Consider the following 15,019-nt stretch of genomic DNA (forward strand, 5'->3'; position numbering starts at 1 on the left):
ACTTTAAAGCGTCACAAATTTGCAACAGGCGCCCGAAGCACTGGCGCGATTGCTGCAATTGTCGATGAAGGCCAATAGCAGCGAACGAACGCCGGTGCCTGCCGAAGCGTTGAGCAAGGGATGACGCTTTTTCACATCTTACGTGGCGGTTCAAACTAGCCCACAATTGAGGCAGCTCACCCCTGCAAGCGTGTCACGCATGTTAGATCCGACGCCCAACGGCCTGCATTCCAGCGAACCGCCGCTGCTCCGGACGCTCGGGCTCACCAAGCGCTATGGGGATTTCCTCGCCAACGATTCCATCGACATCGATATCTGGCCGAAGCAAATCCACGCGCTGCTCGGCGAGAACGGCGCCGGCAAGTCGACGCTGGTCAAGGCGATCTACGGGCTGATCCAGCCCAGCGCCGGCGAGATTCGCTGGCAAGCCCAGCCCATCGTGCTGGCCGGCCCGTCGGAAGCGCGCAGCCGCGGCATCGGCATGGTGTTCCAGCATTTCTCGCTGTTCGACAATCTCACCGTCGCCGAGAACGTCGCGCTCGGCCTCGACGGAAGAGAATCCTTCAAGGACATGTCGGCACGGCTGGAGCAGGTGTCGAAGACTTATGGCTTGCCGCTCGATCCCAAACGTGAGGTCTGGCAATTGTCCGTCGGCGAGCGCCAGCGCATCGAGATCGTCCGTGCGCTGATGCAGGATCCGAAATTCCTGATCCTGGACGAGCCCACCGCCGTCTTGACGCCGCAAGAGGCCGACCAGCTCTTCATCGTGCTGGAACGGCTCAAGGCCGAAGGCCGCGCCGTCCTCTACATCAGCCACAAGCTGGAAGAAGTGAAGCGGCTCTGCGACATCGCCACGATCCTGCGCGGCGGCAAGAAGGTCGAGACCTGCAATCCCAGGCTCGAGACCGCCGCTTCGCTCGCGCGCATGATGGTCGGCGGCGAGATCAGGGAGGTCAAAGCACCGGCCGGACGGAAGACCACCGTGCCGCGGCTCGTCGTCAACGACCTCTCGCTCTCGCCGAACGAGGCGCACGGCGTCCGGCTCGAGCACATCTCGTTCGAGCTCAAGGGCGGTGAGATCCTCGGTATCGCCGGCGTCGCCGGCAACGGCCAGGATGAGCTGTTTGCCGCGCTCTCCGGCGAGCGCCTGTCGAAGGACCCCGGCAAGGTGGTGATCGAAGGCATCGCCGCAGGCCACCTCTCGATCACCCAGCGCCGCAAACTGGGCGCGGCCTTCGTCCCGGAGGAACGGCTCGGCCACGGCACCGCGCCGCGCATGAAGCTGTCGGAGAACGCCCTGCTCACCGGACACGCGGCCAGCGGCATGGTCCATCACGGCTTCATCGACACAGCGGCCACGCTGAAGACGGTCGATCGCGCGACCGAAACGTTCGACGTCCGCAAGGCCAAGCGCGATCCGGAAGCTGCGAGTCTTTCCGGCGGCAATCTGCAAAAGTTCATCGTGGGACGCGAGATCCTGCGTAATCCGGCGGTGCTGGTGGTGAGCCAGCCGACGTGGGGCGTCGATGCCGGCGCCGCCGCCGTCATCCGCCAGGCGCTGCTTGATCTCGCAACCGCGGGTGCGGCCGTGCTCGTGACCAGCCAGGACCTCGACGAGCTCGCCGAGATCGCCGACCGCATCGCCGTCATGTTCCACGGCCGGCTCTCCGCGCCGCTTGCCACCGTTGATGCAAGCCGCGAAAAACTCGGCCTTCTCATGGGCGGCAGCAGCCTGGAGCCGAAGGAGGCCGCGCATGCAGCTGGTGCTTGAGAAGCGCGCCGAGCGCTCCAACACGATCGCGCTGGTCTCGCCGCTGATCGCGATCGGCCTCACGATCGTCACTATGGTCATCCTGTTCGCGATCCTCGGCAAAAATCCGCTGCTCGCGCTGCACGCCTACTTCATCGCGCCATTGACCGACGGCTATTCGCTCCAGGAGATCGCGGTGAAGGCCACGCCTTTGGTGATGATCGCGATCGGGCTGTCGCTCTGCTATCTCGCCAATGCCTGGAACATCGGCGCCGAGGGGCAATTCCTGATCGGCGCAGTGGCGGGAAGCTGGATCGCGGTGAAGACTCAAGGCACCGATGCCGGGGCCTGGGTGCTGCCGGTGATGCTCGTGCTCGCAGCCGCGGCCGGCGCGCTCTATGCGCTGATCCCCGCGATCTGCAAGGTGAAGTTCGGCGCCAGCGAGATCCTGACCAGCCTGATGCTGGTCTATGTCGCCGACCTCTTCCTCGACTATCTCGTGCGCGGCCCCTGGCGCGACCCGCACGGCTTCAACTTTCCGACCACCGCCGAGTTCGATCCGGTCGCAACGGTGCCCCTGTTGATCGAGGGCGGCCGGCTGCATCTCGGCTCGATCATCGCCCTGCTCGTCGTCGCGGCAGCGGCAATCCTGCTCGGGCGCACCATCAAGGGTTTCGAGATCCGCGTGGTCGGTGCGGCGCCTCGCGCGGCGCGGTTCGGCGGCTTCAATGCCAACCAGCTGATCATCTTGACCTTCGCCGTCTCCGGCGCGCTCGCGGGCCTTGCCGGAATCATCGAGGTCGCGGGTCCGGTCGGGCATCTCCAGCCCGGCATCTCGCCCGGCTACGGCTTTACCGCGATCATCGTCGCCGTCCTCGGCCGGCTGAACCCGCTTGGAATATTAATTGCAGGCCTATTTCTCGCATTGACCTTTATCGGCGGCGAGCAGGCGCAGATCGCGATGAAGATCCCGTTGGACGTGACCAAGGTTTTCCAGGGCATTTTGCTGTTCTACGTGCTCGCCTGCGATTCCCTCATCCTATACCGCTTCAGGCTGGTGTTCCCGAACCGACAGGTGACCCGTGGAGCTGGTTGAAGCCATCATCCTTTCGGTGCTCGCCGCATCGACGCCGCTGCTGATCGCGGCCACCGGCGAGCTCGTGACCGAGCGCTCCGGCGTGCTCAACCTCGGCGTCGAGGGCATGATGATCGTCGGCGCGGCCTGCGGCTTTGCGGGTGCGTGGCTCACCGGCTCGATCTTCATCGGCGCGCTGTTCGGCATCGTCGCGGGCACACTGATGTCGCTGATCTTTGCGCTGATGGCGCTCGGGCTCGCCGTCAACCAGGTTGCAACGGGTCTCGCGCTGACCATCCTCGGCGTCGGCCTGTCCGGCCTGATCGGCGCCGGCTTCGTCGGCGAGCGCATCGCGCCGGCCGTGCATCTCGCCATTCCCGGCCTCACCGACCTCCCGCTGATCGGCCGCGTACTGTTCGGCGAAGATGCCTTCGTCTATTTCTCCATCGCGCTCGTCATCGGCGTCTGGTGGTTCCTGTACCGCACGCGGGCGGGTTTGATTCTCCGCGCCTGCGGCGACAATCATGTCTCCGCGCATGCGCTCGGCTATCCCGTTCTGCGCATTCGCACCTTCGCCGTGATGTTTGGCGGCGCCTGCGCCGGGCTTGCCGGCGCCTATCTGCCACTCGCCTATACGCCGTTCTTCATTCCCGGCATGACGGCGGGCCGTGGCTGGATCGCGCTGGCGCTGGTCGTGTTCTCCTCCTGGCGGCCGGGACGGCTCGTGGTCGGCGCCTATCTGTTCGGCGCGGTGACGATCCTGCAACTGCACGCGCAGGGCTGGGGCGTCGGCATTCCCTCGCAGTTCATGTCGGCGCTGCCCTACCTCGCGACCGTCATTGTGCTGGTTCTCTTGTCCCGCGCGCGTACCGGCGGCTCGACCGCACCGGCCGCGCTCGGCACCGTGTTCGTGCCTGACCGCTGATCTTTTCCGCGAGGTGCGCGATGGGGCGCGCAAATTGCGGATCGTGGCTTTCCCCTGATGTTTGGAGATTGATGATGAGGAAATCACTTCTTGCGCTGGCTGCCGGGCTGCTGCTTGCCGGTAGCGTCAGTGCAGCCTCCGCCGCCGACAAGCTGAAAGTCGGTTTCATTTACCTCGGTCCGATCGGCGACCTCGGCTGGACCTACCAGCACGACCTCGCGCGCCAGGCACTGGTGAAGGAGCTGGGCGACAAGATCGAGACCACCTATCTCGAGAATGTGCCCGAAGGCCCCGACGCCGAGCGCTCCATCGAGCAGCTCGTCCGCGCCGGCAACAAGCTGATCTTCACGACGTCGTTCGGCTACATGGACCCGACGCTGAAGGTCGCCAAGAAATATCCGAACGTGCATTTCGAGCACGCCACCGGCTACAAGCGCAATCCGAACATGTCGACCTACTCGGCCAAATGGTACCAGGGCCGCTACATCCAGGGCCTGATCGCGGCCAAGATGTCGAAGTCCGGCGTGCTCGGCTATATCGGCTCGTTCCCGATTCCGGAGGTCGTCTCAGGCATCAACGCGACGATCCTGGCGGCGCAGACCATCAACCCGAACATCAAGGTCAAGATCATCTGGGCCAACACCTGGTTCGATCCGGGCAAGGAGGCCGATGCCGCCAAGGCGCTGATCGACCAGGGCGCCGACGTCATCATGCAGCATACGGACTCGCCCGCAGCAATGCAGATCGCCAGCGAACGCGGCAAGCTCGCCTTCGGTCAGGATTCCGAGATGATCAAGTTCGGGCCGAAGACCCAGCTGACCTCGATCCTGGACACCTGGGGCCCCTACTACATCGAGCGCGTCAAGGCCGAGCTCGCCGGCACCTGGAAGTCCGAGGACAGCTGGGGCGGCCTCGACAGCCACATGTTCGCGATGGCGCCCTATACCAACATGCCTGACGACGTGAAGAAGATCGCCGAGGATGCCCAGGCTGCGATCACAGCGGGGAAGCTGAATCCGTTCAAGTGCCCGATCGTTGGGCAGGACGGCAAGCCGATCGAGTGCAAGGGCGGCGATCACCTCGACGACGGCCAGATCCTCGGCATGAATTTCTACGTGAAGGGCATCGACGACAAGTTGCCGGGCAAGTAGCACGCTTCTTGCATTGCCTGAAATACCTGCTCCTCCCGGAGGAGGTTCGGAGGGGGTGGCCAGAAGCACCCGGCACTTGTGGTCGCCCCCTCTTTTTCTATTTTCGCCCCGATATCATCCGGCCTGCATCGCCCGCGCCGCTGCGCTGTGGCGGCGGATGAGGTCGGCGACATCGAGGCCCGGGATCGCGCCGTCGACCACGGCCCATTGCCCCGCCACCATCGCCCGGTCGGCCCGATGCGCCCCGCACAGCACCAGCGCGGCCAGCGGATCGCCGTGGCCGGAGAAGCGCAGCTCGTCGAGCTTGAACAGTGCGAGATCGGCGGCCTTGCCGACGGCGATCTCGCCGAGTTCGGGCCGGCCGACGCAGGCCGCCGAGCCCTTGGTGGCCCAGCGCAGCGCATCCTTGTGGCTGACCTTCGTCACCCCATAGCGCGCCCGTTGCAGCAGGAACGCCGCGCGCACCTCCTGCATCAAATTCGATCCGTCGTTCGAGGCTGAGCCGTCCACGCCGATGCCGATGCCGACACCGGCCTCCTCCATCTCGCAGACGGGACAGCAGCCCGAGGCCAGGAGCTGGTTGCTGCAGGCGCAATGGCTGATGGTCGTCTTCGCCTTGCCGAGCCGCTTCATCTCCTCGGCATTGAAGAAGATGCCGTGGGCGAGCCAGGTGCGCGCATTGAGCCAGCCGCATTGCTCGAGATAGTCGAGCGGACGGCAGCCATACATCTCCTGGCAGAATTTGTTCTCGTCCTCGGTTTCCGCAAGATGAGTGTGCAAGCGGACGTCGAGCTTTTCGGCGAGGTCCGCGGTGGCACGCATCAGGGATGTCGTCACCGAGAACGGCGAGCACGGCGCCAGCGCAATCTGCACCATGGCATCCGCGCCGCGCTGGTGATGCTTTGCAACCACGCGCGCGCTGTCGGCCAGGATCGTGTCCTCGTCCTGCACGACGCTGTCAGGCGGCAGGCCACCGTCGCGCTGCGACAGGTTCATCGAGCCGCGCGTCAGCAGCACGCGCACGCCGAGCCGCCTTGCGACCCCGACTTCGATATCGATGGACTCCTCGAGCCCCGCCGGGAACACATAGTGATGATCCGTCGTGGTGGTGCAGCCGGAGAGCAGGAGCTCGGACATCGCCACTGTGACGCCAAGCTCGAGCGCATCAGGCGTCAGCTTCGCCCAGACCGGATAGAGCGCTTGCAGCCAGGGAAACAGCTCGCGGTCCATCGCCGCTGGCAGCGCCCGCGTCAGTGTCTGGTAGAAGTGATGATGGGTGTTGATCAGGCCCGGCAGCACGACGTGCTCGCCCGCGTCGAACATTGCGACATCCGCCGTCGCCGGCACGCCGCCGGCTGGCACCAACTCGACGATCCGGCCATCCCTGATCACGATCCCGCGCTCGGCTCCGTCGGCGAGGATGGCGAGGGGATCCCTGATCCAGATCGGCTTTGCGTCGCTCATGATCCCGATTCTCCTCACATTCGCGCGACAAGCATTTGCTGCGGCCAACTGCCCAATCGCCGTCCCGCTACGACTTGTTTGTTGCGACTTGGCTCCGGTCTTGCAAGACTCATCTGCACGATTCACCGGGCGAAGGCGTCGGCGCAACCATGGATTTGAATACCATCACGACGGTGGCCCATCCGCAAACGCGCGCGGAGCTGCCCACCTGGACGGCAGGTGATGCTTGGCTCGCCGGCGGCACCTGGCTGTTCTCGGAGCCGCAGGTCCATCTGAGGCGGCTGATCGATCTCTCCGATCTGAAATGGCCGGCGCTGACGATCACCGACGGCCATCTCTCCATCGCCGCGACCTGCACTGTCGCGCAGCTCGACGGTTTCACCTGTCCGCCCGACTGGCTCGCGGCACCGCTGATCGGGCAGTGCTGCCGGGCCTTCCTCGCCTCGTTCAAGATCTGGAAGACAGCGACGGTCGGCGGCAATCTCTGCATGTCGCTGCCGGCAGGACCGATGATCTCGCTCACATCGGCGCTCGACGGCGTCTGCACCATCTGGAGGGCCGGCGGCGGCGAACAGAAGATTCCCGTCGTCGACTTCGTGACCGGCAACCAGCGCAACCGCCTGACGCCGGGCGACCTGATCCGGCAGATCGATATCCCGATTGCTGCGCTGAAGCGCCGCACGGCGTTCCGCCAGATCTCGCTGGCACCCGTCGGCCGCTCGGCCGCGCTTCTGATCGGAAGCCTCGATGCCGATGGCAAGCTGACGCTGACGGTGACGGCATCGACGGTGCGACCGATCCAGCTATCCTTTCCCAAGCCGCCGGACCCGAGCACACTTCGCGACGCGATCACGCAGCAGATCCCGGATGATCAGTACCACACCGACATCCACGGCAAGCCGCTCTGGCGCAAGCATATGACGCTACGGCTCGCCGAAGAGATTCGCAGCGAACTTCTCGGGGCAACCTCGTCATGAGCTTCGAGGTCAACGGCAAGGCGTTTCCGCAAACACCGCGCGCCGGCCAGTGCCTGCGCACGTTCCTGCGCGAGCTCGGTCATTTCGGGGTGAAGAAGGGCTGCGATGCCGGCGATTGCGGCGCCTGCACAGTTCTGCTGAACGGCGAGCCCGTGCACAGTTGCCTGATCCCGGCGTACCGCGCCGAGGGGCGCGTCGTCACCACGATCGAAGGGCTTGGCGGCGACAGCGGCGCGCATCCGATGCAGCAGGCTTTCCTCGACGCGCAGGGCTTCCAATGCGGCTTCTGCACCGCCGGCATGATCCTGACTTGCGCCTCGCTGAACCAGGCGCAGCGCACCGATCTCGGGTCATCACTCAAGGGCAATATCTGCCGCTGCACCGGCTATCGTTCCATCGAGGACGCGCTGCTCGGCAAGACCAATATCGAGGAGAACGTCGAGGCCGGCGCCGCCTTCGGCCGCAGCCTGCCGGCACCGGCTGGCCCCGATGTCGTACGCGGCAAGGCGCGCTACACCTTCGACACAGAGATCGACGGCCTGCTGCACATCAAGCTGCTGCGCTCGCCGCACGCCCACGCGAGGATCGTCGCGATCGACAAGACGGACGCATTGCGCGTCCCCGGCGTGCACGCAGTGTTGACACATGAAGATGCTCCGTCGGTCCTGATCTCGACCGCGCGGCACGAGAAGGACTGGATGGACCCCGAGGACACCCGCATCCTCGACGAGGTCGTCCGCTTCATCGGCCAGAAGGTTGCAGCCGTCGTCGCCGAGAGCGAAGCCGCCGCCGAGGAGGCGTGCCGGCGGCTGAAGGTCGATTACGAGATCCTGCCTGCGCTGATCGATCCCGAGTTGGCGATGACGCCGGGCGCGCCCGTCCTTCATCCTGACCGCACCACCGCGAACCGCATCGCTGATCCCCAGCGCAACCTCGCAGCGGAGACGCATGGCGAGTACGGCGATGTCGCAACTGCGCTTGCGACATCCGCCGTCACCTACGAGGCGACGTTTCACAGCCATCGCGTGCAGCATGCGGCGCTGGAGACCCATGGCGGCCTCGCCTGGCTCGACGCGTCAGGCGTGCTCAACGTTCGCACCTCGACGCAGGTGCCATTCCTGACCCGGCGCGCGCTGTCAGACATCTTCGGACTTCCCATGGACAAGGTCCGCGTGTTCTGCGAGCGCGTCGGCGGCGGCTTTGGCGGCAAGCAGGAGATGTTCGTCGAGGACATTCTGGCGCTCGTTGCGCTCAAGACCGGGCGTCCGGTGAAGCTGGAGCTGACCCGCGAGGAGCAGTTCATCGCGACCTCGACGCGGCACCCGATGCGCGTCCACATCAAGGCCGGCGCCGACGCCGGCGGCAAGCTCACCGCGCTCCAACTCGAGGTGCTCTCCAACACCGGCGCATACGGCAATCACGCCGGCCCCGTGATGTTCCACTCGCTGTCCGAGTCCATCGCCGTCTACAATTGTCCGAACAAGAAGGTCGACGGCTTTGCCGTCTACACCAACACGGTGCCGTCAGGCGCGTTTCGCGGCTATGGCCTGCCCCAGACGCAGATCGCGATCGAAGCCGCGATCGACGAGCTGGCAAGCCAGCTCGGTATCAGTCCTTACGACATGCGCCGGCGCAACGTCGTCAGGCCAGGCGACCCCATGCTGTCGCCGCCGCCGTCGGAATTCCACGACGTGCTCTACGGCTCCTACGGGCTCGACCAGTGCATCGACCTCGTCGAGCGTGCGATGCAGGCGGATCGGCCGCAGTCGGACCTGTCGCCGGAATGGCTGATCGGCGACGGCGTGGCCCTGACCATGATCGACACGGCGCCGCCGGCCGGCCATATCGCGGATGCGATGATCGCGCTCAACGACGACGGCGGCTTCGATCTCACCGTCGGCACCGCCGAGTTCGGCAATGGCACCAGCACCGTGCACCGCCAGATCGCGGCGACGACGCTCGCAACCACCGTCGACAGGATCCGTCTGCGCCAATCCGACACTGCCCATGGCGGCCACGACACTGGCGCCTATGGCAGCGCGGGCACCTTCGTCGCGGGCAAGGCAACGCATGATGCGGCCATGCGGCTTGCGGCCGAGCTGCAGGCGGCGGCGGCAAGCGCGTGGTTATGCGACGCCGCGAGCTGCACGCTCGACGACGAAGCCGTCGTCAGCGGCGTGCGACGGATGTCGTTTGCGGAGCTTGCGAAGCTCGCGCGCGAACGCGGCCAGCCATTCGTCGCCAGCGGCAATTCCGACGGCACGCCGCGCTCGGTCGGCTTCAACGTCCAGGGCTTTCGCATCGCCGTGAACAAGGGCACCGGCGAGCTCAGGATTCTCAGGAGCGTGCACGCGGCTGATGCCGGCGTCGTCGCCAATCCCATGCAGTGCCGCGGCCAGGTCGAAGGTGGCGTCGCGCAGGCGCTCGGTGCGGCGCTCTACGAGGAGATGGTGATCGACGCAGAGGGGCGCGTCACCAACCCGAAATTCCGCGACTACCACCTGCCCTCTTTCGCAGACGTTCCGCGCACGGACGTCTTCTTCGCCGAGACGTCCGACACGGTCGGGCCGCTGGGCGCCAAGTCGATGAGCGAGAGCCCCTACAATCCGGTCGCCGCCGCGCTCGGCAACGCGATTGCGGATGCCACCGGCATCCGCTTCACCGCGCCGCCCTTCAAGCCGGACCGGCTGTTTCCGGCGCTGCACGAGAAGTTCGGCAATTAACTTCCGCGATAGGTCGAGTAGCTCCACGGCGTGACCAGCAGCGGCACGTGGTAGTGGCTTTCCGGGTCGCTGATCGCAAAGCGCAGCGGGATCTCGTCGAGGAACGGCGGGTCTGACAGCGGCACGTTGCGTTCCGCGTAGTATTTGGCGACGCTGAATTTGAGCTCGTAGCGGCCGATCGGCAGCGGACGGCCGCCGATCAGCGGCTGGTCGGTGCGGCCGTCCGCGTTGGTGACGGCGCGCGCGATGACGCGGCTTTCGCCGAGCTTCGCAAGCTCGACCAGCTCGACCGCAATACCGGACGCAGGCTTGCCGGCGTGATTGTCCAGAACATGGGTTGAGAGCAGGCCGTGCACCTTCAGCTTGTCGTCGGCGATGACGAGCTGATCGAGCCGAAGCGCGGAGATGCGGCCGATCTCCTCGATCGCGCGCCGCGTCTCGGTCTTGGCGATATTGCGCAGCCGCGTCTCGAAGTCGCGCAGAACGGAATCCCTGGTGTGTCGGCGCACGCAGACGATATAGGGGAAGCCGAACTTGTCGCGATAAGCGTTGTTGACGCGCTCGAACGCGGCGTATTCGGCGTCCGACAGCCGGTTGAGACCGGCGCTGTTCTGCTCGTCGTTCGATTCCGCCGTGAGGCCCGCCGCACGCTGGGTCTTGTTGGCGAGATCGGGATGCGCCCGGATCAGCGCGAGTTGCACGTCGGGCTCGGCGCTCTGGATCGCCGCCATCAGCGCGGCGTGCAACTGGTTGATGCCGGCGAACGGCCGCTTGCCGCCGAGCTGCTCGGCGATCCACGGCGAATATTCGACGACATTGGCGAGTGCAGCGACGAAATCGGCCTTGCTTGCAGCATTGAGATCGGTGAGCGAAATCTGCGGCATCGTCCTCACCCGATCTCGAATGCGTCGGCGGCAAGATGCGCATGCTTGGCGTGCCAGTGCTGCGCGATCTGGAGCCGCGTCGGCACCCAAACGCGATCGTGCCTGCCGATGTAATCGAGGAAGCGGATCAGCCCGGCGGCGCGGCCGGGCCGACCGGCAAGACGGCAGTGCAGCCCCACCGACATCATCTTCGGCGCGGTCTGCCCTTCCGCATAGAGCACGTCGAAGGCGTCCTTCAGGTAGGTGAAGAACTGCTCGCCTTCCGCGAACCCTTGGGGGTTGATGAAGCGCATGTCGTTGGCATCGAGCGTATAGGGAATGATGAGCTGCTTGCCGCCCGCGCCCTTGACCCAATAGGGCAGATCGTCGGCATAGGAGTCGCAGAGATAGAGGAAGCCGCCCTCCTCCATCAGGAGGCGGTTGGTGTTGATCGAGGAGCGCCCGGTGTACCAGCCGAGCGGCCGCGCGCCGGTGGCCTCGGTGTGCACGCGAATGGACTCGGCGATCTCGGCGCGCTCCTGCGCCTCGGTCATGTCCTTGTGCTCGATCCATTTCAGGCTGTGGCTCGCGATATCCCAGCCCGCCTCCTTCATCGCCGCGACGATCTCGGGATTCCGCTTCAGCGCGGTGGCAACGCCGAACACGGTCGTCGGCCACTTCCGCTCGCCAAACATCCGCCACAGCCGCCAGAAGCCGGCGCGCGAGCCATACTCGAACATCGACTCGATATTGGCGTGGCGCTGGCCCGGCCAGGGCTGCGCACCGAGCACGTCGGACAGAAACGCTTCCGAGGCGCGGTCGCCGTGGAGGATGTTGTTCTCGCCGCCTTCCTCGAAATTGACGACGAACTGCACCGCGACCCGCGCGTTGCCGGGCCATTCCGGATGCGGCGGGTTGCGGCCGTAACCGCGGAGATCGCGCGGGTAGCTTGTATCAGTCACTCAGACTTCCTCGAAGCGGATCGGCAGCGCGCCCTTCCACAGCACGCTCTTGCCGAGGGTCGCCAGATTCACCAGGCCCGAGGTCAGCGTGATGAAGTGATTGCCGGCGAGCTGGCCCATCTTGCTGGCGAAGTGCACGCCGCCATAGGCGAGCAGGATCTCGGTCTCGCTGATGCCGCCGGGATAGAGGATGATCTGGCCGGGCGCAGGATAGCTGGTGTGGTTCTCGTAGCCGACGCCAAAATCGAGATCGCCGAGGGGCATCCACACGCCCTCGCCGCTCCAGCGCACGTGGATGATGTGGCTTTCGAACGGCAGCGCTTTGCGGAACGCGGCGACGGTCTTGGGCGCCAGCTGCTCCTCGAAGCGGGCATCGAAGGTGAAATCACCGGCGCGGATAACGAGTTTGCTCATCTCATCTCTCTGGATCGGGGGCGTGGCCCCGCGGGGAATTTTCAAGCAAAGAGCATTCCAGAGGGCTTCGCGCAAGTGGCGCGGCACCTCACCTGCGGTCGTAGGACCAGCCGAAAATGCCACTCCGCCGCACCTCCGGCTCGGGCTCGGCCACGGACTGCGGTGCTTCCTTCAGCTCCGCTTGCGGCGCCGGTGGAGGCGGCGCCGGCAGGTTCTCGCATTTCAGGGAGTAGACCAGCTTGCCGTCCGCGGTGCGCCCGATCGGGGCGCAGGGATCCGGATGCGCCGCCGCGGTCTTCGGAGCAAGCTTGACTTGCGCGGTCGCCGGCGCGGCGATCAGGAGAAGAACCAGCAGATATCTCGACATCGTTGTCGCCTGAAAACGAATTCGGCCCATTGAACCCGATTGCAGGGGGCGAGTCCACCGGCGCTGCGGGGTAAGGGTGCCGAATATTTGACCGGCACGCGCTCGTGATTTTGAGCGGGCTCCAGTCCTTCGCCAAAACGACCTTGGGGCGCTCGGCTGCTTCATAACCGTCATTGCGCGGATGCGACGAAGCAATCCAGAGTCCCTCTGCGGAAAGATTCTGGATTGCTTCGCTGCGCTCGCTATGACGGGGCGCAAGGTAACAGCATCGCCCCTCCAGCTCGCATTTGAATCCTGGACACACTGATCCGCTCTCGCGGCTCAATTCGCCCGAGCTCTGCTTCGTTACGCCACCCTCTTGAACCAAGAGGGCGCAGGGAAGGCCGGGTGCCGGCCGGCACCCACGGTCCGCTGTGCGCTTGTAGCGCAAAAGAAATGCACAGCGGCATACAGGTGAAGCCCAACACACGGCCTTCCCTGCACAGTGGGTTGACGGCTTATGCCGTGCTCTCCCGGGAGCCGAGTTCGTTCTGGCCTCCCTCACCCCAGCGAAATTCGCGGACACCGCGCCGGTTGACGCGACTGCCGCCTCCGCAAGAGCTTGACCGTGGCAACGACGGCCAGGACCACACGTCTATACTTTGGCATTCGGTGAAACACCGAGAAACTAAGAAAACCCTATGAAATAAGGGCTTTTCGATTACCCTGATGCGGGCTGTTTCAGCGGGCTTCACCAAATTAAGGGCCCGGCCCTAAGCCTTTCAGCGTCCGCACGACAAACTGAAAGCCCCAAAGCCGAGCCCTTTGGTCTCAAGCCTTAGGAGCCGAAACCAGATGGATACTATCATTGTCACCTCCCCCGCCAGCAAGCGGAGCCGCAACAGCAGCGTCATTTTGACCGACCGCCTGTGCGAGAGGCGCGTCGCCAAGCGAGTCAAGGTCTACGACCGCAAGTGTCCTGGCCTCTACGTCAGCATCACCACAGCGGGCGTCGCGACTTTCTCATTCAAGTTTACCGATCGGCAGACCGGCAAGCAGCGCACCGGCTGGCTCGGCGTCTACAATCCCGAGACTTTCACCGTCGAGGACGCCCGCAGCAAGGTCTACGGTCTCAAGGGCATGGGTACCGAGGCCCTCGCCGAGACCTTCCGCGACCAGAAGGCCGCACAAGCGAGGCGCGGCAAGACCGTCTCCGGGATTATCGAGGAGCGGATCGACTGGATGAAGACGCCGCTCAAGAAGCCGGACGGCGAGATGCGGGCCCGGCTGGAGGCATGGGAGAACACCGCCAGCCACCTGCGGCGCTTCCTTGGTGCCCGGCTCGGAAAGAAACTCGCGCGAGAGGTCACGAAGAACGACATCGCGACATTGTCCAATGACATCGTCGCGGGCAAGTTCGGTAACCCCTCGGTCAGCAACGCGCGGCATATGCGGAAGGCGGCCAGCGCCCTGTTCAATTGGGCTGCCGAGGCGGGCCGCGATTACGTCAGCGCGTCGCCTTGCATCAATCTGCCGAAGCTCGACGCCGAGCATGCCCGCACCCGCGTTCTTTCTGAGGACGAGATCGGGATATTCTGGCACGGCCTCGACGATGAGGATCTGATGCGTTCATGGGATCGCCGGACACTGCTAGCGCTGAAGTTCGAGCTTGTGACCATGCTGCGGTCGAGCGAGCTGCTCGGCGCGCATCGGGACGAACTGGTTAACCTCGATGGCGAAAACCCGCGCCTTGATGTGCCGCTGAAGCGGGTCAAGAAGCGGCGCGTAATTCAGCAGCCGCTATCCGACCTAGCGGTCGAGATCATCAAGGAAGCCTTGCGGGGCTCGAACAAGCAATTCGTCTTCGCCTCCCCGCTCGGCGATCAGCCGCTACATCGGAAGGCCATGGCGGACGCACTACGCGGCGACAAGCGCAACGGCAAGGTGAGGACGCCCGGCATCTGCCAGCTGCTCGGCCTTAAGCCGTTCACGCCACATGATCTGCGGCGAACGGCGGCGACGCTTGCCGGTGATCTCGGATTGACGACGCATGGATCGCGAAATGCCTCGATCACGCCGCCAGCAAGAAGGCCGAGACCGTCGTGCCAACTGTCACCGGCAAGGTTTATATCCACTCCAAGCGCCTGAAGGAGAAGCGTGTGGTGTTGGATGGCGTCGCGGCCGAGTTGCGACGGATCGTTGGCGAGCCTACCGAGAAGGCCGTCGATGAGGGCGCTGCTAGTCCGTCGTCAGGACCACGGCATGGCCTTCGGATGGATCGACAAGACGACACGTTCGGTGACGTCGTCAGGAAGCCGCAGCAGCCGAGTGAGGGCGGCTGCATCTCGCTGCCCATAGCGGCAGGTCAG

At 65.0% G+C, this 15,019-nt stretch carries 12 protein-coding genes; 7 read left to right on the top strand and 5 right to left on the bottom strand.

The genetic code is table 11. The annotated features are described in order from the left end of the window. Positions 1-199: 199 nt before the first annotated feature. From NLM15_RS30985 to NLM15_RS31000, 4 genes are all read left to right on the top strand, one after another. Positions 200-1,771, top strand: coding sequence for an ABC transporter ATP-binding protein (locus tag NLM15_RS30985; RefSeq protein ID WP_254121563.1), 1,572 nt, complete (start codon positions 200-202; stop codon positions 1,769-1,771). After that, positions 1,755-2,846: an ABC transporter permease gene (locus NLM15_RS30990; RefSeq protein ID WP_254121564.1), complete on the top strand. Its 1,092-nt coding sequence runs from the start codon at positions 1,755-1,757 to the stop codon at positions 2,844-2,846. Before NLM15_RS30985 ends, NLM15_RS30990 begins: the two co-directional genes overlap by 17 nt. Then, the gene (locus tag NLM15_RS30995) at positions 2,833-3,750 is read left to right on the top strand and encodes an ABC transporter permease (protein ID WP_254121565.1); all 918 of its coding nucleotides are present in this window, start codon (positions 2,833-2,835) and stop codon (positions 3,748-3,750) included. The genes NLM15_RS30990 and NLM15_RS30995 overlap by 14 nt, the downstream gene beginning before the upstream one ends. A gap of 74 nt (positions 3,751-3,824) precedes the next feature. Then, on the top strand, positions 3,825-4,901 hold the full coding sequence (locus NLM15_RS31000; protein ID WP_254121566.1) for a BMP family ABC transporter substrate-binding protein: 1,077 nt from the start codon (positions 3,825-3,827) through the stop codon (positions 4,899-4,901). A gap of 114 nt (positions 4,902-5,015) precedes the next feature. Here NLM15_RS31000 and NLM15_RS31005 read toward each other — a convergent pair whose 3' ends face one another. Continuing rightward, positions 5,016-6,365: an 8-oxoguanine deaminase gene (locus NLM15_RS31005; RefSeq protein WP_254121567.1), complete on the bottom strand. Its 1,350-nt coding sequence runs from the start codon at positions 6,363-6,365 to the stop codon at positions 5,016-5,018. 149 nt (positions 6,366-6,514) lie between these two features. Between NLM15_RS31005 and NLM15_RS31010 the strand changes: the two genes are divergently transcribed. Further along, positions 6,515-7,342, top strand: coding sequence for an FAD binding domain-containing protein (locus tag NLM15_RS31010; RefSeq protein ID WP_254121568.1), 828 nt, complete (start codon positions 6,515-6,517; stop codon positions 7,340-7,342). Beyond that, positions 7,339-10,065, top strand: coding sequence for a molybdopterin cofactor-binding domain-containing protein (locus NLM15_RS31015; protein WP_254121569.1), 2,727 nt, complete (start codon positions 7,339-7,341; stop codon positions 10,063-10,065). Before NLM15_RS31010 ends, NLM15_RS31015 begins: the two co-directional genes overlap by 4 nt. On the opposite strand, the gene uraD is transcribed toward NLM15_RS31015, so the two are convergent. From uraD to NLM15_RS31035, 4 genes are all read right to left on the bottom strand, one after another. Beyond that, positions 10,062-10,949 (bottom strand): 2-oxo-4-hydroxy-4-carboxy-5-ureidoimidazoline decarboxylase, encoded by an 888-nt coding sequence (uraD, locus tag NLM15_RS31020; protein ID WP_254121570.1) that lies wholly within the window; start codon positions 10,947-10,949, stop codon positions 10,062-10,064. The two genes, NLM15_RS31015 and uraD, sit on opposite strands and share 4 nt — an antisense overlap. A 5-nt stretch (positions 10,950-10,954) precedes the next feature. Next, entirely contained in the window at positions 10,955-11,890 is a 936-nt protein-coding gene (puuE, locus tag NLM15_RS31025) for an allantoinase PuuE (RefSeq protein WP_254121571.1), read from the bottom strand. Further along, complete coding sequence (locus NLM15_RS31030) at positions 11,891-12,304, bottom strand: DUF3830 family protein (RefSeq protein ID WP_254121572.1); 414 nt, start codon at positions 12,302-12,304, stop codon at positions 11,891-11,893. An 88-nt stretch (positions 12,305-12,392) separates the two neighbouring features. Beyond that, complete coding sequence (locus NLM15_RS31035; protein ID WP_254121573.1) at positions 12,393-12,671, bottom strand: hypothetical protein; 279 nt, start codon at positions 12,669-12,671, stop codon at positions 12,393-12,395. 834 nt (positions 12,672-13,505) lie between these two features. Here NLM15_RS31035 and NLM15_RS31040 point away from each other — a divergent pair. Continuing rightward, positions 13,506-14,798, top strand: a complete 1,293-nt coding sequence (locus NLM15_RS31040; protein WP_254121574.1) for an integrase family protein — start codon at positions 13,506-13,508, stop codon at positions 14,796-14,798. Positions 14,799-15,019 lie beyond the last annotated feature (221 nt).

Origin of the sequence: Bradyrhizobium sp. CCGB20, from assembly GCF_024199855.1 — a bacterium.
Classification (GTDB): Bacteria; Pseudomonadota; Alphaproteobacteria; order Rhizobiales; family Xanthobacteraceae; genus Bradyrhizobium.

Bases quoted from the DNA above. Each gene is read 5' to 3' on its own strand.
- NLM15_RS30985 (WP_254121563.1), top strand. From the start codon at position 200: ATGTTAGATCCGACGCCCAACGGCCTGCATTCCAGCGAACCGCCGCTG.
- NLM15_RS30990 (WP_254121564.1), top strand. From the start codon at position 1,755: ATGCAGCTGGTGCTTGAGAAGCGCGCCGAGCGCTCCAACACGATCGCG.
- NLM15_RS31000 (WP_254121566.1), top strand. From the start codon at position 3,825: ATGAGGAAATCACTTCTTGCGCTGGCTGCCGGGCTGCTGCTTGCCGGT.
- NLM15_RS31005 (WP_254121567.1), bottom strand. From the start codon at position 6,365: ATGAGCGACGCAAAGCCGATCTGGATCAGGGATCCCCTCGCCATCCTC.
- NLM15_RS31010 (WP_254121568.1), top strand. From the start codon at position 6,515: ATGGATTTGAATACCATCACGACGGTGGCCCATCCGCAAACGCGCGCG.
- NLM15_RS31015 (WP_254121569.1), top strand. From the start codon at position 7,339: ATGAGCTTCGAGGTCAACGGCAAGGCGTTTCCGCAAACACCGCGCGCC.
- uraD (WP_254121570.1), bottom strand. From the start codon at position 10,949: ATGCCGCAGATTTCGCTCACCGATCTCAATGCTGCAAGCAAGGCCGAT.
- NLM15_RS31030 (WP_254121572.1), bottom strand. From the start codon at position 12,304: ATGAGCAAACTCGTTATCCGCGCCGGTGATTTCACCTTCGATGCCCGC.
- NLM15_RS31035 (WP_254121573.1), bottom strand. From the start codon at position 12,671: ATGTCGAGATATCTGCTGGTTCTTCTCCTGATCGCCGCGCCGGCGACC.
- NLM15_RS31040 (WP_254121574.1), top strand. From the start codon at position 13,506: ATGGATACTATCATTGTCACCTCCCCCGCCAGCAAGCGGAGCCGCAAC.